Source organism: Tenacibaculum profundicola (genome assembly GCF_057220795.1).
In genome coordinates, this window is record NZ_CM170137.1 from 576,143 (window position 1) to 595,478 (window position 19,336).

23 protein-coding genes and 1 pseudogene are annotated in these 19,336 nt (G+C 31.4%); 9 read left to right on the top strand and 15 right to left on the bottom strand.

Annotated elements, in window-relative coordinates; genetic code table 11:
* Nucleotides 1-9 precede the first annotated feature (9 nt).
* The gene (locus AC2TDS_RS02425; protein WP_484737544.1) at nucleotides 10-480 is read right to left on the bottom strand and encodes a Dps family protein; all 471 of its coding nucleotides are present in this window, start codon (nucleotides 478-480) and stop codon (nucleotides 10-12) included.
* 116 nt (nucleotides 481-596) lie between these two features.
* Here AC2TDS_RS02425 and AC2TDS_RS02430 point away from each other — a divergent pair, with 116 nt between their 5' ends.
* On the top strand, nucleotides 597-1,538 hold the full coding sequence (locus tag AC2TDS_RS02430) for a hydrogen peroxide-inducible genes activator (RefSeq protein WP_484737545.1): 942 nt from the start codon (nucleotides 597-599) through the stop codon (nucleotides 1,536-1,538).
* A gap of 31 nt (nucleotides 1,539-1,569) precedes the next feature.
* Here AC2TDS_RS02430 and AC2TDS_RS02435 read toward each other — a convergent pair whose 3' ends face one another.
* A complete protein-coding gene (locus AC2TDS_RS02435; protein ID WP_484737546.1) occupies nucleotides 1,570-3,231 on the bottom strand; it encodes a SulP family inorganic anion transporter in 1,662 nt (553 codons plus the stop codon).
* A gap of 137 nt (nucleotides 3,232-3,368) precedes the next feature.
* On the opposite strand from AC2TDS_RS02435, the gene pyrR reads away from it, so the two are divergent.
* From pyrR to AC2TDS_RS02460, 5 genes are read left to right on the top strand one after another with little or no spacing between them, the layout of a single operon-like run.
* On the top strand, nucleotides 3,369-3,911 hold the full coding sequence (gene pyrR / locus AC2TDS_RS02440) for a bifunctional pyr operon transcriptional regulator/uracil phosphoribosyltransferase PyrR (protein ID WP_484737547.1): 543 nt from the start codon (nucleotides 3,369-3,371) through the stop codon (nucleotides 3,909-3,911).
* Nucleotides 3,912-3,947: 36 nt separating this feature from the next.
* Nucleotides 3,948-4,880: an aspartate carbamoyltransferase catalytic subunit gene (locus tag AC2TDS_RS02445; RefSeq protein ID WP_484737548.1), complete on the top strand. Its 933-nt coding sequence runs from the start codon at nucleotides 3,948-3,950 to the stop codon at nucleotides 4,878-4,880.
* 2 nt (nucleotides 4,881-4,882) lie between these two features.
* Entirely contained in the window at nucleotides 4,883-5,215 is a 333-nt protein-coding gene (locus AC2TDS_RS02450; RefSeq protein WP_484737549.1) for a ribonuclease Z, read from the top strand.
* A gap of 36 nt (nucleotides 5,216-5,251) precedes the next feature.
* Nucleotides 5,252-5,572 (top strand): T9SS type A sorting domain-containing protein, encoded by a 321-nt coding sequence (locus tag AC2TDS_RS02455; protein WP_484737550.1) that lies wholly within the window; start codon nucleotides 5,252-5,254, stop codon nucleotides 5,570-5,572.
* Nucleotides 5,572-6,513 carry a ribonuclease Z gene (locus AC2TDS_RS02460; protein ID WP_484737551.1) on the top strand — a complete coding sequence of 314 codons (942 nt, stop codon included), beginning with the start codon at nucleotides 5,572-5,574 and terminating at the stop codon, nucleotides 6,511-6,513. The genes AC2TDS_RS02455 and AC2TDS_RS02460 overlap by 1 nt, the downstream gene beginning before the upstream one ends.
* A gap of 434 nt (nucleotides 6,514-6,947) precedes the next feature.
* Here the strand turns inward: AC2TDS_RS02460 and AC2TDS_RS02465 are convergent, their stop codons facing one another.
* On the bottom strand, nucleotides 6,948-7,388 hold the full coding sequence (locus tag AC2TDS_RS02465; protein ID WP_484737552.1) for a UPF0158 family protein: 441 nt from the start codon (nucleotides 7,386-7,388) through the stop codon (nucleotides 6,948-6,950).
* Nucleotides 7,381-7,725, bottom strand: a complete 345-nt coding sequence (locus AC2TDS_RS02470) for a DUF3024 domain-containing protein (protein ID WP_484737553.1) — start codon at nucleotides 7,723-7,725, stop codon at nucleotides 7,381-7,383. Before AC2TDS_RS02470 ends, AC2TDS_RS02465 begins: the two co-directional genes overlap by 8 nt.
* A gap of 137 nt (nucleotides 7,726-7,862) precedes the next feature.
* Here AC2TDS_RS02470 and AC2TDS_RS02475 point away from each other — a divergent pair, with 137 nt between their 5' ends.
* Nucleotides 7,863-8,147, top strand: coding sequence for a tyrosine-type recombinase/integrase (locus tag AC2TDS_RS02475; RefSeq protein WP_484737554.1), 285 nt, complete (start codon nucleotides 7,863-7,865; stop codon nucleotides 8,145-8,147).
* A 5-nt stretch (nucleotides 8,148-8,152) separates the two neighbouring features.
* Entirely contained in the window at nucleotides 8,153-9,301 is a 1,149-nt protein-coding gene (locus tag AC2TDS_RS02480; protein ID WP_484737555.1) for an IS91 family transposase, read from the top strand.
* Nucleotides 9,302-9,584: 283 nt separating this feature from the next.
* On the opposite strand, the gene AC2TDS_RS02485 is transcribed toward AC2TDS_RS02480, so the two are convergent.
* A complete protein-coding gene (locus AC2TDS_RS02485) occupies nucleotides 9,585-10,178 on the bottom strand; it encodes a hypothetical protein (protein WP_484737556.1) in 594 nt (197 codons plus the stop codon).
* A 160-nt stretch (nucleotides 10,179-10,338) separates the two neighbouring features.
* Nucleotides 10,339-10,467, bottom strand: a complete 129-nt coding sequence (locus tag AC2TDS_RS02490) for a hypothetical protein (protein ID WP_484736659.1) — start codon at nucleotides 10,465-10,467, stop codon at nucleotides 10,339-10,341.
* A gap of 75 nt (nucleotides 10,468-10,542) precedes the next feature.
* Between AC2TDS_RS02490 and AC2TDS_RS02495 the strand changes: the two are divergent.
* Nucleotides 10,543-11,115 (top strand): annotated as a pseudogene (locus tag AC2TDS_RS02495) (IS91 family transposase); the annotation flags it as partial.
* 300 nt (nucleotides 11,116-11,415) lie between these two features.
* On the opposite strand, the gene AC2TDS_RS02500 reads toward AC2TDS_RS02495, so the two are convergent.
* The 9 genes from AC2TDS_RS02500 to AC2TDS_RS02540 form a co-directional block, all read right to left on the bottom strand.
* Nucleotides 11,416-11,853, bottom strand: a complete 438-nt coding sequence (locus tag AC2TDS_RS02500; protein ID WP_484737557.1) for a hypothetical protein — start codon at nucleotides 11,851-11,853, stop codon at nucleotides 11,416-11,418.
* Nucleotides 11,854-12,377: 524 nt separating this feature from the next.
* Nucleotides 12,378-13,430, bottom strand: a complete 1,053-nt coding sequence (locus AC2TDS_RS02505; protein WP_484737558.1) for a ligand-binding sensor domain-containing protein — start codon at nucleotides 13,428-13,430, stop codon at nucleotides 12,378-12,380.
* Nucleotides 13,431-13,620: 190 nt separating this feature from the next.
* Entirely contained in the window at nucleotides 13,621-14,067 is a 447-nt protein-coding gene (locus AC2TDS_RS02510) for a hypothetical protein (RefSeq protein WP_484737559.1), read from the bottom strand.
* Between the two features lie 385 nt (nucleotides 14,068-14,452).
* On the bottom strand, nucleotides 14,453-14,647 hold the full coding sequence (locus tag AC2TDS_RS02515; RefSeq protein WP_484737560.1) for a cold-shock protein: 195 nt from the start codon (nucleotides 14,645-14,647) through the stop codon (nucleotides 14,453-14,455).
* Nucleotides 14,648-15,142: 495 nt separating this feature from the next.
* Nucleotides 15,143-15,721: a hypothetical protein gene (locus tag AC2TDS_RS02520; RefSeq protein WP_484737561.1), complete on the bottom strand. Its 579-nt coding sequence runs from the start codon at nucleotides 15,719-15,721 to the stop codon at nucleotides 15,143-15,145.
* Nucleotides 15,722-15,776: 55 nt separating this feature from the next.
* Nucleotides 15,777-16,349: a hypothetical protein gene (locus AC2TDS_RS02525; RefSeq protein ID WP_484737562.1), complete on the bottom strand. Its 573-nt coding sequence runs from the start codon at nucleotides 16,347-16,349 to the stop codon at nucleotides 15,777-15,779.
* A gap of 396 nt (nucleotides 16,350-16,745) precedes the next feature.
* Nucleotides 16,746-17,111 (bottom strand): ankyrin repeat domain-containing protein, encoded by a 366-nt coding sequence (locus AC2TDS_RS02530; RefSeq protein ID WP_484738910.1) that lies wholly within the window; start codon nucleotides 17,109-17,111, stop codon nucleotides 16,746-16,748.
* Nucleotides 17,112-17,428: 317 nt separating this feature from the next.
* Nucleotides 17,429-18,016, bottom strand: coding sequence for a porin family protein (locus tag AC2TDS_RS02535; protein ID WP_484737563.1), 588 nt, complete (start codon nucleotides 18,014-18,016; stop codon nucleotides 17,429-17,431).
* Between the two features lie 423 nt (nucleotides 18,017-18,439).
* Nucleotides 18,440-19,333, bottom strand: a complete 894-nt coding sequence (locus AC2TDS_RS02540) for an IS3 family transposase (protein ID WP_484738911.1) — start codon at nucleotides 19,331-19,333, stop codon at nucleotides 18,440-18,442.
* Between the last annotated feature and the right edge of the window lie 3 nt (nucleotides 19,334-19,336).

A 19,336-nucleotide genomic window follows, 5' to 3' on the forward strand; every position in this document is an offset into this window, starting at 1 on the left:
TAAAACTACCTATCCTAGCCAAGCATTCATCATCCAGAGTGTTTTTTCTTGTTCTGAAATGAAATCGCTCATCATTGAATTCGTTCCTTCATCATTTGCTTCGTCTGATAAATCTAGGATTGTACGTTCAATTTTAAGTAATTCTGATAATGAACTAACAACTAGTGTTACAGCTTCTATATCTCCTGAAATATCTTTTCCCACTGGAACTTGAGATACTTCTTCATAGTCGCTATATGTGTGTAAAGGAGTCCCTTGAAGCGTTAATATCCGTTCGGCAATCAAATCTACCTTTTCTTGTGCGTCTGTATAAAACTCCTCAAATTTAGCATGTAATTCAAAAAAACTCTTCCCTCTAATATTCCAGTGTAATCCACGAACATTTTGATAGTATACTTGAAAGTTTGCTAATAAAACATTCAATTCTTTTACTAAAATTTCTGTTTTCAATTTGTCTAACCCCAAATTAGTTGTTTGCATATGATATTGATTTTATGATTGTTACTTTTTCTACTACAAAACTATTAGAAATTTACCGAACAAAACAATAAATATAATTGATTGTTTTAATATCTTTATCAAAAAATATTATAGAAATGACAATTACTCAACTAAAATATACATTAGCAGTTGCAGAATATAAAAATTTCACTGTGGCCGCTGAACATTGTTTTGTAACTCAGCCTACATTAAGTATGCAAATTCAAAAGCTCGAAGAAGAACTAGATGCTAAAATTTTCAATAGATCTAAAAAACCGATTGAGCTAACAGAAGTTGGTAAACGCATCGTTGAACAGGCCAAAGTAATTGTTGATGAAAGTAATAGAATAGTTGATATTGTTCATCAGCAAAAAGGATATGTAGGTGGTGAGTTTAAATTAGGTATTATACCAACCGTTATGCCTACCCTCTTACCTATGTTTTTAAAAACATTCAGCCGCAATTATCCTAAAGTTCAATTAATCATTGAAGAACTCACAACAGATGAGATTATTCGGAAGTTATTAGATGGTCATATTGACGCAGCCATTGCAGCAACACCGCTCGAAAATGAAGCTATAAGAGAGCGTATTTTATACTATGAACCTTTTGTTGGTTTAATTCCTAAAGAACATAGGTTTTTTAGTCAAAAAAGGTTGAAAGTTGACGAACTTGATGTAGATGACATTTTACTTTTAGAAGATGGCCATTGTTTTAAAGACAGTATTATTAACTTGTGCAGAACGAACAAAAGAAATAAAAATATACGCTTTCAATTAGAAAGTGGAAGTTTTGATACCCTTATAAAGCTATCTAAAGATGGTTTAGGAATGACCTTACTTCCTTATTTGAATACTCTTGATTTAAACGAAGAAGACAAAAAGCACTTACGTGAATTTGAAACGCCTCCACCAGCCCGTGAGGTAAGTTTAATTTATCATAAGTCACAATTAAAAATGCAACTCATTGAAGCATTAAAAACTACGATAGACGGTGTTATTAGAGGTGCAATAGCTTTCAGTGATGTCAATATTATTAGTCCATTGCAAAAAGTATAATACTAAAAATCCCGCGATTGCGGGATTTTTTTTATAACTTATATTCTGCTAACGGTTTTTGAAATTTTTCTGGATTTGCTGCTAAATGATATCTTGGATCATCAACGGCTTCTTCAATCACTGTAGAAAATACTGGGCTCGCTTTATAAAGCAATACTTTACAATCTTCACTCAAATGTTTTAATATTACTTTTTTACCTGCTGCTTGGTATTTTTCTACTATGTTAAATATAGCTTCAATTGCAGAATGATCTGATACACGTGATTCAATAAAATCAATTTCTACAACTTCTGGATCATTTTTTATGTCGAATTTCTCATTAAATGCTGTAATACTTCCAAAAAACAATGGACCCCATATTTCGTAAATTTTAGTACCATCTTCTTTTAGACGTTTTCTAGCCCTAATTCTCTTAGCATTTTCCCAAGAAAACACTAATGCGCTAACAATAACTCCGGCAATTACAGCAATCGCTAAATCAAATATTACGGTTAACGATGACACTAAAATTAAGACAAACAAGTCTGTAAGAGGGATCTTATTTGCAATTCTAAAACTCGACCATGCAAAAGTACCAACTACTACCATAAACATAACCCCCACCAATGCTCCAATTGGAACTTGCTCAATTAATGAAGAAGCAAAAAGTATAAACATTAAAAGGAAAACAGCAGCCGTTATTCCAGATAATCGACCTCTACCTCCTCCTTTGATATTGATAATAGATTGACCGATCATAGCACAGCCTCCCATACCACCAAACAATCCGGTAATTATATTAGCCCCTCCTTGAGCTAAACACTCTCTATTAGAGTTCCCTCTGGTTTCTGTCAAATCATCAATTAAATTCAATGTCATTAATGACTCTATTAAACCTATTGCCGCCAAAATTAACGCATAAGGAAATATAAATTTTAAAGTTTCTAAATTGAACGGTATTTTATAAAATGTTTCCAACACAGGAACAGGTAAACCACCTTTTAAGCCTTCTCCTCCACCTTCTTTTATAAAAGAACCAACAGTAGGAACATCTATTCCTGAAAAAATGACAATTCCTGAAACCACTAAAATAGCAATCAATGCTTCTGGCAACTTTTTAGTTGCCTTAATTTTAGGTAAACCCCACATCATAAGCATTGTTAAACCAACCAAAACAATCATAAACCAAAAGTCTCCATTAGAAAATAATGCTGCAAGCCAGTCACCTGTATTACTCCATAAAGAAATTCCTTCAGGAGCTATGTTCGGAAACATCTTAAGCTGTGCTAAAAAAATAACAATTGCTAAACCATTTACAAACCCCATCATAACCGGATGAGGAATCAGGCGAACAAATTTACCTAACTTGAAAACTCCAGCTAACATTTGTATAACTCCCATAAGAATTACCGTCATAAACAAATAATACAACCCGAGGTTTTCTCCTTCAGCTCCCATTGCATTTCCTTCACTTACCAAACTTACCATTACCACAGCCAACGCACCAGTTGCTCCTGATATCATACCTGGTCTACCTCCAAAAATTGAGGTTATTAATCCAATCATAAAAGCTGCATACAGCCCTACTAACGGATCAACGCCTGCTACAAAAGCGAAGGCAACTGCTTCAGGCACTAAAGCCAAAGCTACAGTTATACCCGATAACACATCATTTCTAACATTTCCAACTCTCTTTCTAATAAATTCAGTCATACCTACTTATTAATTTTAAAGTTCGCAAATATAGATATTATTTCATGCATAGAGGTTTATTGAACTTTAATTTTGTCAACGTGATATTTTGCCTTACTTTTGAATATTGAAACTATCAAACAAACTTGGTAGCAACAATGAGCAGAAAAACACTACTTAATTCAAAAGAAATAGAAATCATTCTGCATCGATTGGCTTGTCAGTTAATCGAAAATCACAACGATTTTTCCAATACCGTTTTAATTGGTTTACAACCAAGAGGAATTTTTTTAGCACAACGCTTGGCACAATTGTTAGAGAATGATTATCAAATTACTAATTTACAATTAGGTTTACTGGATATTACCTTTTACCGTGACGATTTTCGAAGAAGAGACGAACCATTAGAAGCGACAACTACAGAAATAGACTTTCTAATAGAAGGCAAACGAGTTGTTATTGTTGACGATGTACTCTACTCGGGTAGAAGTGTTAGATCAGCATTAACAGCCATTCAATCATATGGTCGTCCCGAAAGTATTGAATTACTGGTGTTAATTGACCGTAGATTTAGTCGCCATTTGCCAATACAACCTAATTATAGAGGAAGACAAGTTGATGCCATTAATGAAGAAAAAGTAGTTGTTCATTGGGAAGAGACTCACAAGAAAGATGCAATTTACCTTGAAAACAAGCAATAAGCTTGATTAAGTTATGATTAAAAAAGTATACTAAAAATGAAGCAGTTAAGTGTTGAACATTTATTAGGCATTAAATATCTTAACAAAAATGATTTAGATCTTATTTTTGAAACTGCCTCTCATTTTAAAGAAGTTATAAACAGACCCATCAAAAAGGTACCCTCTTTAAGAGATATAACAATAGCTAATTTATTTTTTGAAAACAGTACACGTACCAAATTATCGTTTGAATTAGCTGAAAAAAGATTGTCTGCTGATGTAATTAACTTTTCAGCTGGGCAATCATCTGTAAAAAAAGGAGAAACCCTTATTGATACTGTCAATAATATTTTATCTATGAAAGTAGATATTGTGGTAATGAGGCACTCAAGTGTTGGAGCTGGCATTTTTCTATCTAAACATGTAGACGCCAAAATCATCAATGCTGGTGATGGCACTCATGAGCACCCTACACAAGCTTTATTAGATAGTTATTCGATGCGTGAAGCGCTGAATAGTGATTTAAAGGGTAAAAAAATTGTCATTGTTGGTGATGTTTTACACTCAAGGGTAGCATTGTCTAATATCTTCGCATTGCAGTTGCAAGGAGCGAAAGTTAAAGTATGTGGTCCTACAACGTTAATTCCACGATATATATCGAGCTTAGGTGTTGAGGTCGAAACGAACTTAAAAAAGGCTCTTGAGTGGTGTGATGTAGCCAATGTTTTGCGTGTACAACACGAGAGAATGGACATTAAATATTTCCCTTCTACAAGAGAGTATACACAACTTTTCGGTATCAATAAAGAAATTTTGGACAAGCTTGACAAGAAAATTGTCATAATGCACCCTGGTCCGATTAACAGAGGTGTTGAATTAACAAGTGATGTGGCTGATAGCGATCAGTCTATTATTTTGAATCAAGTAGAAAATGGTGTCGCTGTTAGAATGGCCGTTATTTATTTGTTGGCTCAACAGGTAAAACGATAATCATGAAAATTCTTAAAAAAAAGAACTATACCTTAGTTTCTATAGAAGAAACAACTTTTGATGAGTTTATTGCAAACTTTGATAAAAGTTATGGTAATTTAAAGAAAAACCATCTAATACTACAAATTTACCAAGAAAATAATTTTTCCGAAGAGAATATTTTAGTACTTTTGAAATACGCTGAAGCTCAATTACAAAATGGCATGTCTTTTGTAATAGTCTTAAGCAACATAAACGTTGATAATTTTCCTGAAGATTTTAACATCGTTCCTACTTTAGACGAAGCAGAAGATGTAATTGAAATGGAAGACATTCAACGCGATTTAGGTTTTTAACCATATAACTATTCATAACCCCCTTAATGAATTATTATGATAAAAAAAATACTATTAGGCATATTTTTAATCACTTCTTTATCAGTACTCTCTCAAGAGAAAAGTATTGAAAATTTAGTTGCATCCCCAAATCCATTTACCAACACTACGACCATTTATTTCCATTCTAAAATTAATCAGCCTATCCTGTTAACCGTAAGAAACATATTGGGTAAAACAGTATTTAGTGAAAAACTAAATATTGAAACAGGAAAAAATTCTTTTTACTTTAAGCGTAATGATTTAAAATCAGGAATGTATATCTATGCTATCCAAACAAATAAGGAAGTGATCTCTAAACGATTCATTATTAAATAATGAGTTTTAATTTAACTATCCTTGGGTGCCATTCAGCAACCCCGCGTGTGAACGCACACCCTACTTCACAATACTTGGAAATGAATAATAGTCACTTCCTAATTGATTGTGGAGAAGGTACGCAGCGACAAATGAGAAAATATAAAATCGGTTTTACAAAAATCAATCATATTTTCATTTCACATTTACACGGCGATCATTTTTTTGGGTTAATTGGTTTAATATCAACTCTTGGCATTTTAAATAGAGAAAAAGACTTGCATATTTATGGCCCTAAAGGAATCAAAGAGGTAACAACCTTACAATTAAAGCTTTCAAAATCTTGGACAAAGTACAACATTATCTTTCATGAACTTTCTTCTAATGAAAGTGAATTAATATTTGAAGATGATAAAGTTTCTGTATATACCATTCCGTTAGATCATCGCGTGTATACCAATGGTTTTTTGTTTGTGGAGAAATTAAAGTTACGAAAACTTCATATGGATACCATTCAGCAATACGAAGAGATAGAAATTTGTGATTATCATCACATAAAGGCTGGTAGAGACTTTGTTCTTTCTTCAGGCGAAACAATACCCAATAGCGCACTTACCATCGAACCCGATAAACCTAAAAGCTTTGCTTTTTGTAGTGATACATCCTATAAACCAGATATTGTTCCTATTATTAAAAATGTAGATCTACTTTATCATGAAGCTACTTTTTTAAAAGATCGAGAAGAGTTGTGTGAAAAAACAAAACATTCTACCGCAGCGCAAGCGGCATCCATTGCCCATCAAGCTAATGTTGGTAAATTAATCATTGGCCACTACTCTAGTAGATACCGTGATATCTCCGAATTTAAAAAAGAAGCGGAAGCTGTTTTTGAAAATGTTGAACTCGCGGAAGCAGGAAAAAGATACTCTATAGATTCTTACCCTATTGAAGTTTTAATCTAGTAACATCACTTTCATCATCTTTTAGTGCAATCATATTTCTGACACCATAAGCTAAGACGAAGTTTTAAGAACTGTTAAATTACTTTTGACACCTCTCAAGAAACTCCTTCTTCGCAATACTTTTTTCTGATCAGAAATGAACGAAACACCTTACACTCTTTCGGATATTAACTTGCAGTCGATAATTGTTTATGATAAATACAGATCTATAAATGATAGTATTTGAATACTCATTTTTCACCATTATTTTCATGGTATCACACCGATGGTTATTTGAAACCTATAAACCAAGATTAATTTTATATTTCGTTTACTTTAAACCGAGACATAAAAAAACACCATAAAAAGGTGCTTCTAGTAAGTTGAAGTATCTCGTTTTATCCCTTAAGTGCGCAACAAGTATATAGCCTTTAACCTATCGGCACGCCATATGGTTAGTTATTGTGCGTAGGCTTTCCGAATTCTAATTCGTTTTCTACTATTTTTTCAATTTCTTTTTGTTTAAAATCAAACCAAGCTTGCCTAAAATCAGATTTGTCAATAAAGTGGTTGAAATTCTGAAATGGTTTTTTATTAGCTAAAGCATTTTCCAATTCCGATTTAAAATCTTTGTCAGGTAATTGCTCAACAAATCGTTCCATTAATTTAAAACTATCAAAACTTTGTAAAACCTCAATTTTTATAAAATCCGCTTTATGCTTTTCTACTTTTTCTAAACCAGTTCTGAAAGCCTCTCTAAAATCATCTTCGTCTATGATATGAGATAAGCTAGGTATTGTTACTATTTCATTAGTTTTAAAATTGTAATAACAGTCAAATCCGGAGTCTAATTCTTGTGCGATATTCGTTACGATATTTTGTTTAAGATTATCCAAAAAAACAAGCGTGTTTATCTTCTTTTATAATTTCTATTATCTTGTCCAAATATGTGGATTCAGGAAAAGGTTCGTAAATCTCCCATTTTCCACTTGCTCGCATCCAATATAAATTCCATTCTTTTCTGGATTTATAATATCGGATTTTAGCAAATTCTATTTGTTTTTTTTCTTTTGGGTCGCTCCAATCAGGTCGAATTTCAAATAAGATTACATTTTTCCCATCATATGAATATCCAATATCGACTTGTTCCCGAATTTCAGTATTTTCAGGTCGTAGTGATTCTACACAATTTTTTATTGTGGATTCATTTATATCAATTGTTTTATTTGTCATTCATTTACAGTTTTTTCAGCTTACGCACAACGGGAGTTTGTGTATTAACTCCTATTAGTATGGTGAAAATAAAAAAGAATTCGTATTTCTTTTGTTAAAATCATAAAAATTAAACTCCATTGCTAAAAAGGCGTTTTTTGAGGTTAAATCAAGTCACTAAAAATGGACTCCCTCAACCTATATCTGTCAGAGCCATACAATGGGTTATTAAAGAAAGTAGCGCTAAGGTCAATACCAAAAAAAAATTCACAGCCCACACCCTACGTCATTCCTTTGCTACACACTTATTGGAAGATGGTCTTAATATCATGAGTGTTAAGGAACTCCTAGGCCACGCTCATATACAAACCACTATCATCTATCTGCATGTTGCCAATACAGGAAGTTCCAGAAAATTTAGTCCCTTAGACACCTTATACTAAAGGTAATGTTCCCTAAACATACCGTAGCGGATGTATTGAATATACAAGTAGAGCATCTAAAAGAATTAACCAGCAGTAGCTGGCATGAAAGAACCTTACACGCCATTAGAAAATGCCGTACCAAAGCGCTTGGCGGACATTTAGATTGGTGTAAAGCCTGTAACAAATTACATTTACAATTCAACTCCTGTCGTAATAGGCATTGTACCACTTGCCAAGGACATAAACAACAACAATGGATTCAAGCTAGAACCAAAGAGCTATTACCGGTGCCCTATTTTCATGTCGTGTTTACCTTACCCGATACTCTAAATCCAGTAGCTGTTCAATATCCTAAACAGATCTATAAAATGCTATTTGATGCCGCCTGGGAAACTTTGACTGCTTTTGGTGATAACCCCAAACATCTTGGTGCTAAAATGGGAATGATAGCCGTATTACATACTTGGGGGCAAAATCTGAGTTTACACCCACATTTGCATTGTATTGTTCCCAAAGGAGGTGTTACTAAAGCAGGATATTGGAAAAAAGGGAACTACAAAGACGATTTCCTATTCAGTGTAAAGGCAATAAGTATAAAATTTAGAGGTGTCTTTGTGGCTAAACTACGAAAAGTAATTCCAGATGTAGACCAATCATTATATGATGATTTGTTTAAAAATAAATGGGTTGTTTATGCAAAGTCTCCCTTTGGAAAACCAGAAAATGTAATAGAATATTTAGGGAGATATACTCATAAAATAGTCATTAGTAATCACCGAATAATAGCTATTAATAAAGAAGAGAAAACAGTGACTTTTCGTATCAAAGACTATCGTAAAAATGGACGAAAAACCATCCTAACTTTAAAGATTAAAGAGTTTATTCGACGGTTTCAATTACATATTCTACCCAAAGGATTTACCAGAATTAGACATTATGGAATTTTAAGTAGTAGTTGGAAAAAATTAAAGTTACCAAGATTACAATTGCTATTAGCAGATAAAGAGCTAGATACTATTGACCTATTTATCCCTACTGAGAAAAGTGTACACAGATGTTGCCCGAGTTGTAAAAAAGCAAGCTTAATTACATTGCTAACTTTTGACTCTAGAGGACCTCCTAAAAATTATAAACAGTTGGCTAATCAGAAAATTCAAAAATACATGACTTAAAAAATGACACTAAAAAGTGTCCTAGACAATTAATGCCTATACTTAAGAAAAAACCAAATAAACAAGCAGATTAAGCTATGAATTTTACAATCAGAAAGAAAAAGTAGCAATTTTAAACTAAGATATATAAAAATAGCTAAAATTCTCTTAGAAAATAACGAATCTTCACTTACAAAAACAGCATAAACTTATCGTTTTACCCCTTACTGTCAACGGATCAGTCAACAGGGCATATAGCGTTAGCCTATCGGCACGCCATATACTTAGTTATTACCACACGTTTTTATTTCAACCTATATTCAACTGTTACATTTATTTTTCCAATTTTATTTATAGGAATTAATGTAATTCCAGCTTTCTTAATTCTTTCGCTTTTTTGAGGTTCAAATTCAGCTTTTGTATAGATTTCATTTTCTATTTCAATTTCAGATTTGCCAACTATTTTTTTACCAATGATATCTGTTGTCATAAAAGTATATTCATTCTCCCTTTTCAATTTTGCATTTTCAGTGTAAGCTTTGAATGATATTTTCCGAAATAAAAATTCAGAGAGTAAAATAGTTTTTACAAAGAAAAGCAGAAATATTTGAGCATTCAATCCAATAGATACTGTTCCCCATCTCATTGAAAAATGAATATTTAGAAATTGAGATAAATCTAATTTAAAAGTTTCAGTTTCAAAAAATGGAATTTGAGCAATAATCCAAATAACTGCTAAAAAATAAAAATTCGATTTTTTGAAGAAAAATAAAATAGCAGAAATAATACCGATTAGACTAATAATTATTGTCGGATTTAATAAATTATTCAGGTTGTTAATAATTGTTATGAAGCTTGTAAATAGAACAAAGATGTAAAAGCTTGTCAATATTTTCATAGTTGGGTTTTAATGTGTGGGTAGAGTAGAGCCTGATAGCTATCTCTATATTTTTGTTTTACTTGTTTTACCAAATATACAAAACAAAATAGCTATCAGTGCCCCCTTCATCAAACCGTACATGAAGTTTTCCCTCATACGGCTTACCGAATAGAGTTCTTCATTCCGCTTTCGAGAGTGTCTTTAAGCGAGCATACTTTTCTATGTCTAGAAGATTATACAATCTAACTAATGTCTCATAGGGACGCTGGCGAAGCTTCCGATGTGCTTTTCGACCTTTTCTTTTCATCCATTTAAACAGTTGGTAATCCAATTGTTTCTTTATAACCTTGATCGTTTCCCAAATATGGGTCGTTTTACTTATTTTAGAGGTGTCTTTGTGGCTAAACTACGAAAAGTAATTCCAGATGTAGACCAATCATTATATGATGATTTGTTTAAAAATAAATGGATTGTTTACGCAAAGCCTCCCTTTGGAAAACCAGAAAATGTAATAGAATATTTAGGAAGATATACTCATAAAATAGCCATTAGTAATCACCGAATAATAGCTATTAATAAAGAAGAGAAAACAGTGACTTTTCGTATCAAAGACTATCGTAAAAACGGACAAAAAACCATCCTAAATTTAAAGATTAAAGAGTTTATTCGACGGTTTCAATTTCATATTCTACCCAAAGGGTTTACCAAAATTAGACATTATGGAATTTTAAGTAGTAATTGGAAAAAAGAAAAGTTACCAAGATTACAATTGCTATTAGCAGATAAAGAGCTAGATACTATTGACCTATTTATCCCTACTGAGAAAAGTGTACACAGATGTTGCCCGAGTTGTAAAAAAGCAAGCTTAATTACATTGCTAACTTTTGACTCTAGAGGACCTCCAAAAAACTATCTAAAAATAGCTAAACATAAAATTAAAAAATACATGACTTAAAAAAATGACACTAAAAAGTGTCCTAGACAATTAATGCCTATATTTAAGAAAAAACCAAATAAACAAGCAGATTAAGCTATGAATTTTACAATCAGAAAGAAAAAGTAGCAAATTATAAACTAAGACATATAAAAATATCTAAAATTCTCTTAGAAAATAACGAATCTTCACTTACAAAAACAGCATAAACTTATCGTTTTACCCCTTACTGTCAACGGATCAGTCCACAGGGCATATAGCGTTAGCCTATCGGCACGCCATATGCTTAGTTATTGTAAGCAGTTCTATATTTTTTTAATTTTATTCAATCCTATTTCTATGTTTTTCAGAATTATATATATGTTTATTATAATCCTTTTTATCAATAAATTTATTTACTTTTTTATTAAAATCAATTTTAAAGATTCCGTGATCAGATTCAGCCACTTTTAATTCATAAGCATTATTTAATTCAATTTTTTTGTTTTCAATATTTCCAACACTCAAAGTTGCCAATTTATGAAACACAGTGTCATTTTTGATAAAATAAAAATAAATAACATCTTTTCTTGTAATTGTACTTTTACTCGCTCTTGGTCTTAATTTTTCAACTATTCCAAATGTGATTAAAGGATTTTTATTTAATTTTTCTTTCCTCTTGTTTGCAACAAAGAATAGAATAGAGGAAAGAATTATAATTAATATTCCTCCAATTAACGCACTTTTCTTTCCGTCAGATAATTTATTATAAAATTCCATTTAGTGTACTTTTCAATTCTAATTTTTAGTGCAACAGAGTAATTGCTTACAACTAGTGTATATGCACAATTGCGCATATCTACCTTTCAAATATAAGTAAATAGGGCTGAGATTAAAATTATTTTTAGGGTTGATTGTATATCTAGGTTTAAGTTTAACATCTAATTACTAAAATTTCATTGATTTCCCCTGTGTTTATACTTCTATATGAAATAAACATGAATATCATCCCAAAGAATTTATCATGTTAAAAGATAATAATATGTTTACAAATAACCGTTTTATAAACACTTATTGTAATTTACTTACCACAATTATGTCAAAGAACTTTTCCGCTTTTAAGGTGTCGGAGAACCTACTCTTTATTTATAATTTGTTTACTAAACCTTGGACATAAAAAAACACCTTGAAAAAGGTGTTTGTGGTAAGTATATTATATGTTTTTTATTCCTTATGTGCCCAACAAATCATATAGCGTTAGCCTATCGGCACTCCATATGTTTAGTGGTACGTTCGTATTTTGTTTATTGCCAAGGTCCGTTTGTTGTTACATTTATTATTTCACCATTATTATTTATTCTATACAGACCTCCTGCACCAGCTAACCATAAATTTTCCTTTTTATCTTTCATCATTCCCATTATTGATATTGGTATATTATAGTTCTTGAATTCTTTTCCATCAAACCTATATACTCCATTTGCTATTGTGCTAATCCATATATTATCTGATTTATCTTTGTAAATTCCATAGACATCATCATTATTAAACCCTTCTAATTCTGGAAATACATTCATAAATTTTCCGTCATACATGTTGATTCCTCCTTTCCCTATTCGTTTTTTTAGGTTAGGATTATCTTTTTCAGCTACTCTGGTTCCAAACCAAATATTACCGTCTTTATCAAATTCAATTTCGGTTACATTGTTTGAGTGTAGTCCATCTTTTTTTAAAAAATGAGTAAACGATTTCCCATCGTACTTACAAGCACCATAACCGCCTCGAGCAAACCAAATATTTCCTTGTGGATCTTCATTTATTTCAGTTACCCAATCTTTGGTGTCTTCATTAATTTTGGTATCTACTTTGGGATAAGGAATCGGGAAATGAGTAAATGTTTCCCCGTCAAATCTATATACACCGCCCCAAGTTCCTATCCAGAAACCACCTTTACTGTCAATGAAAAATTGACTAATCAGATTACTGTTAAAATCATTTTCTCTGACAGTGAAATTAGTAAATTTCAGCCCATCATATTTTGAGATTCCATCACCTGTGCTAAACCACAAAACTCCATCAATATCTTCCTTTACACTGGTGACTCTATTTGATGGCAATCCATCTTCTTTCGTATAATATCTTAATCTATCTCCGTCATATTTTGCAATTCCTTTCTCAAGAGTTCCAAACCATAAATTACTTTTAGAATCTTCATATATACCTATTACATATTTTCCAATTTGAACAGCGTTATTCTGTTCGTCAATATTTTCAATTTTGATGGTCTTTGATTTCGTTTCTTGTGAGTTGCAAGAAATCACTAAAAAAGATGCTAGTATTAGGTAAATATATTTCATTTTCAGATTCCTGTTATATGACGCAATAGAGTAGAGCCTGATAGCTATCTCTATATTTTTGTATTACTGGTTTTACCAAATATACAAAAACAAAATAGCTGTCAGGCACCCTTGCTGTCAACGGATCAGTCAACAGGGTATATAGCGATGGCCTATCAGCACGCCATATGGTTAGTTATTGTGAAACGTTTTATTCATCAAACAATCCTCGAGCTTTAAAAACTCCATTTTTCTTTTTATTAAATAACTCTTCAATACTCTCTCCATCTAATCCTTTCCAGATTCCGCCTTTGTTAATTATCAGAGAGTCAAATTGATATTTTTGATGATAGTATTCTTTCCCATTCTTATCTCTAGAAATGTATAAAATAACATTCTCGTAATCTTCAAACTTGGGTCTTCCGTAATGGTCATAGGCTACAAATTCAACAGTATCTTTTTTCAAATTGTTGAAAATATTTTTCAATACTTTATACTTGACTTTAAAACCTAAATCCATTGAAATAGTAATATGTTTAATTGTGTCGCCAGTGATAGAATCAATTTCGATTCTAGTATTATTTTCATCTGGATCAAATTCCGTTAAAGATATCTTCTTTCCAATAAACGCATAAAGATTAACAGAATCATTTTTCATTTTAAATTCTGACTCCCTAACAACTTTAGTTGATTTACAACTAATCAGTATTATTAAAATTCCCAAAATTGAAAGGATGCGATTCATTGTTACAAATGTTTTACAACTATTGAATATGTGTAATTGCGCATATTTACCTTTCAAATATAGGGAAATATAAGTATTCGTATATTTTCCACTTACCACAATTATGTCAAAGACATTTTCCGCTTTTAAGGTGTCGGAGAACCTACTCTTATTTTATCATTCGTTCACTAAATTTTGGGCATAAAAAAACACCTCGTAAAAGGTGCTTTGTGGTAAGTATGTTTAATAAAAAGAATGTCATTTTCAACAATTCCTTTCTACTACTTTATGTAAATATTAAATATTTTAAGTAAAATATTTAATTGATTACTTCTACATTGTAAGCATTCATTCCTTTCTGTCCTCTTTCAGTTTCAAACTGTACCTTATCGTTTTCTTTAATGTCATCAATTAAACCTGTATTATGAACAAAAATATCTTGTCCTGATTCTGATTGTGTAATAAACCCAAATCCTTTTGAGCTATTGAAAAATTTTACTGTGCCTTCTTGCATCTGTTTTAAATTTAAAATTATTAAATATTATATAAGTTTAAGAAGAACAATCATATATATTATTGTAAAAAAAAGTCACAAAATACCGGTGATTTATGTACACTTAAAAAAAAAGATTTATTGAAATAAAAACAGAAATGAAGAGTAAAACTCGAAAAACTAATTGATATATACTACCTTAAAATTGAAATGTGTTCCACTTGAACAGTGCAAATGTACATAATTTTTATTAAAGTCTATAACTTGGTTTAAAATTAAAGAATTATCTTTCCACTTACCGCAATTATGTTTAAGAACGTTTCCGTTTTTGAGGTATCAGAGAACCTACTCTTATTTTATAATTCGTTTACTAAATTTTGGGCATAAAAAAACACCTTGAAAAAAGTGCTTTGTGGTAAGTTTTCTTATATGTTTTATTCCTTAATGTGTCCAACAAGGCATATAGCATTAGCCCACCGGCACGACATATGCTTAGTTATTATCTGTTAGCTTTTTTTAACGGAGTATTTCAGTCAAATACACAATTCCAAAAATCCATGCTAAATACATTATGGTATATGCAAACGAATAAACGACTGAAATTCCGATGTCTTCTTTAGTCTCTTTTGATTTTGAAAAAACAAATTTTAAAGCGCGAAAAAACACCCAATAAAGCATTGCTAAAATAATGAAAATTGAAATCCAAAAAAATACTTCTAACAAAATCAGAAGCACAAATATCAAGATTGTCATTCCAATCCAAAGCAAAACCGACATTATAAGCCCTCCTATTCCGTCTCCAAAATCAATACTTGGTAAATCAGACGCAGTTCCAGATTGAGCAATTAAATCACCTGTTTTAAATTCTCTAAATTTTGGGAAATTGTCTGTCAATCCAATTCCTTTGTAAAGACCGTAAGTCATAAACAGAAAAAGTACTATTCCGATTACGGATAGTGACAAATATAAATTCGATGTTACTGTTCGGTTATAGTTTTCACCATTCAGAAAAACAGTCAAAATTGTTATTCCAATTACGAGTAATGAAACTATAAAAACTGATTTTCCTTTTAAGTATGTTTGTTTTGCTTTCAATTGGTTTCTTCTGATTATGGCTATCGTTCTTTGTATCTTACTTTTTTAATACGTTTTACATATTACTATACTCTTTGTTTATTTTTTTGACAAGCTCAATCATTGCCTCAAACAACTCTAGTTCAATTGTGTAAGACTGAAATAATATTGATAATTCATTTTGTTTCTTTACTTTTTTATAATTGATTGCAGGTGAAATATCTGCTGAGTTTTTTATCCGATCTTTTAGTAGTGCTACTTCATTTAATCCGCTCAAATAGTCTTTAAAACCCGCTTCTTTACACTTGATTTCAATTGTTTTTTTTGAGAAAAGTTTTCCGAATATCCCACTTTCGTAAATTGAAAAACTTGGGATGAAATTTTCTGTTTTATACTTACAGAATATGGAGTATCTATTTTGAACAGCAGTATTTCCAGAAAAGTATGATGGTTTATCAGATGTCCCTTCTAACAATTCGCAAATCGCCATTATATTATAATCGTTTGTTTGCTGTTTTAATTTATATTTTGAAAAATTCAAATTTCGAATATCATAAGTTAAGTCAAATTTTCCTTGATTACTAGATAGTACACAGTCTGTTCTTTGTGCTATTCTACCCATTTTTTCGTTAAGCAAATTTATTGTCATTGCAATTTATTTTTTAGATTATGTAGAACTAATCCTCGTACCTCGAAACCTTTCTTCAACAAGATAAAAATACATTAATTTTATGACTACTAATTTTTTAGTTCAAGACAAAAATCTTCAAATCTATTTTCAATGTCAAATCGAACCCCAATTATGATTGATTTATAGATATTTTACCAACGCATCGTTGGTTTTGTCATGTACTTAATATTAGATATTAAAAAAAAATACTATATTGGATATTCCTAAAGAAGGTAAAATCAAAGGAAAAATTTTCTCTTCTGTTTTCAAATAACAGGCATATTTACCGTTTCCCCCTTATTAAAGTACAGATCAGTCAACAGGGTATATAGCGATGGCCTATCAGCACGCCATATGCTTAGTTATTAACTACAGTTATTTATCCATATATATTTTAATCAAATTAGCTGCTTTTTTTTGACCTCGCTCCTTGGCTAAATCATATGCATTCTTATTTTCTTTATTCTTTAAAGTTAGGTCTGCCCCATTATCAATTAGAAGTTGAATAATATCCAAATATCCTCTTTTTGAGGCTTCACCAAGAGAAAAATCACCATCTTTATCTTTATTATTTACATTTGCTCCTTTCTCAATTAAATATTTTGATATTTCGTAATGACCTTTCGAAGCAGCATGTTCAAGAGGAGTGGCTCCGTCCATTGCTTTAATATCTATTTCGGCTCCATTATCTGCTAAATATTTGACAATTTCCAAATGACCATTTCTTGATGCAATCCTTATTGGTGTAAAATCTCGAAATCCCTTAAAATTAACATTAGCTCCATTTTCGACAAGCTTCTACTATACCTATCTCTTCTGAACTAGATAGTATTTCCAACTTCTGAGCTAAACTCCATTTCTTGTATTTCATATCTCAAATATATTAGTTTGAAATTTAAAAGAACACTCCGAACTTATTGGGGGCTAAATTAACAGCCTAGCTTATCGCAATTATCCTTTTCGCAAAAACCCAACGATACGAAAAAACCGCTAGGATTCTTAGTAATAAAAAACCGTTGAAGACATCTTCAACGGTTCTGTTATTTTATAAGTATTCGTTAGAATTGATATCCTAAAGAAAACTGGAAAACTCCATTTTTCATTTCAGGAGATTCTTGCATATTCAAAAGTCCCAATGTATAACGTGATTGCACAAACAATCCATTATCAAATTGGTAACCAAAACCTAAATTAGCACCTACATCATAGCTATCAATTTTAGTATCTTCAATGATAAAACTAGAACCCTTAATTTCATCGTCGACCAAAAAAGAAACTTCAGGACCAGCCTCTACAAAAAATCCTTTTACTAAGTAATATTTCGCCATTACCGGTACGGAGATATAATCTGCACTAAACGTCGCTTCTTGCGCAGAACCTGACGAAAACATATCATTTTTAATAGTAGCCCCACGTTGGGTATACAGAATTTCTGGTTGTATAGAAAAAGAATCGGATAATTTTGCTTCCAGAGTTATTCCCCCATGAAAACCTAAACGAGAATTAAAATCTAGGCCTTCTGTTTCCGAGTCATCGATATGAACAAATGCTACGTTCAATCCTGATTTCACTCCAAATTTAATACTTTGTGCTTTTGTTACTGCAAATGCAACCATACATACGATTGCTAATACTGTTTTTTTCATATTAGTAGTTTTTAGTTTTCAGGAGTTCATTAACCAACTACTATGCCAAAAAATGATAAAAAATAAAATTATTAAAAAAACGAACTACCGAACTAACCGTAATTATCCTTTGTGTAAAAACATGACAATACACAACCAAAACAAGGCCGTACATAGGTGAGATTCCTATGGTATAAAGCGAATTAAAACACTGAAAACCATACGCCTATTTTGATTTGAAAAAGTGTGAAAAATACAATTCATAGAGATGCTGTCTCAGTGATGGATTAAGATATTTCATAAATGTACCACAAAGCACTTTGTACGTTATTTTTTTTCAAAATTTAATAAACCAAGTATGCATAAAAGGTAGTTAAAAAACTAACCATTAACTTGTTTTGACCCCTATAAAACAAGAGTAATCTTTTAAATTTCGATTATTAATTAAGCTACTGTTTTTTGCATTAAAATTAAGCGTTTGTCTTGGTTCCATTTTTCCATAGGAGTTATTCTTCCTAATAGCCCATGGTGCCTTGTGTTGTTATAGAAAATCACGTACCTTTTTAGTATTTGTTCTATTTCTCCGAAAGTTCTATACTCAAATCGTTGAAAGACTTCTTTTTTCAGTATTCCATGATACGCTTCTACATGTGCATTTTCTTCTGGTGTAGCTACATGAGTAAACTCCTGGCTCACACCTATTAATTCTAAGTACTCACGAACACTTTTAGCTATAAATTGACTTCCATTATCACTTCTAATAACAATGTTTTCAGGATATTGGTATTGTTTAAGCATAAGGGAAAGGAGTGTTATTACTTGTTGTTGTTTTATAGAAAAAGAAAAATAGTCTTTTAAGATTCTACGAGTATGTACATCAATTATCGAGAGTAAATAAGCATTTTTACCTACACTAGGAATCCATACCATCTTTATATCCATTTCTAAACACTCCATTGGACGTGAGGTGATTACTTTTCTATATTTCACAAACTTCCGACCAGAACCACTTCTGTTTATTCTGTGTTCTAATTTCAACATATTAGCTTGTTTCATTATTCGATACAGCTTTTTATGATTTATCATATAACCTTCTTTCTTTAAATAAGAACACATTAATCGATATCCACAGTCTATAAATTCATGACTTAAAATATTTTTAATTGAAGTTATAACGTCTGCTTGGTCTACCAGCCCTTTAGTGTTATGATAAGTAAGTTTAGAAGGTTTATTTCCTTTCTTACCACCACTAGGTGCTCTATAATAACTACTCTCTACCATACCAACCATTTTAATGATTTTAGTTTTACTACACTTATGCTTTTTATAAGTTAAGATCTA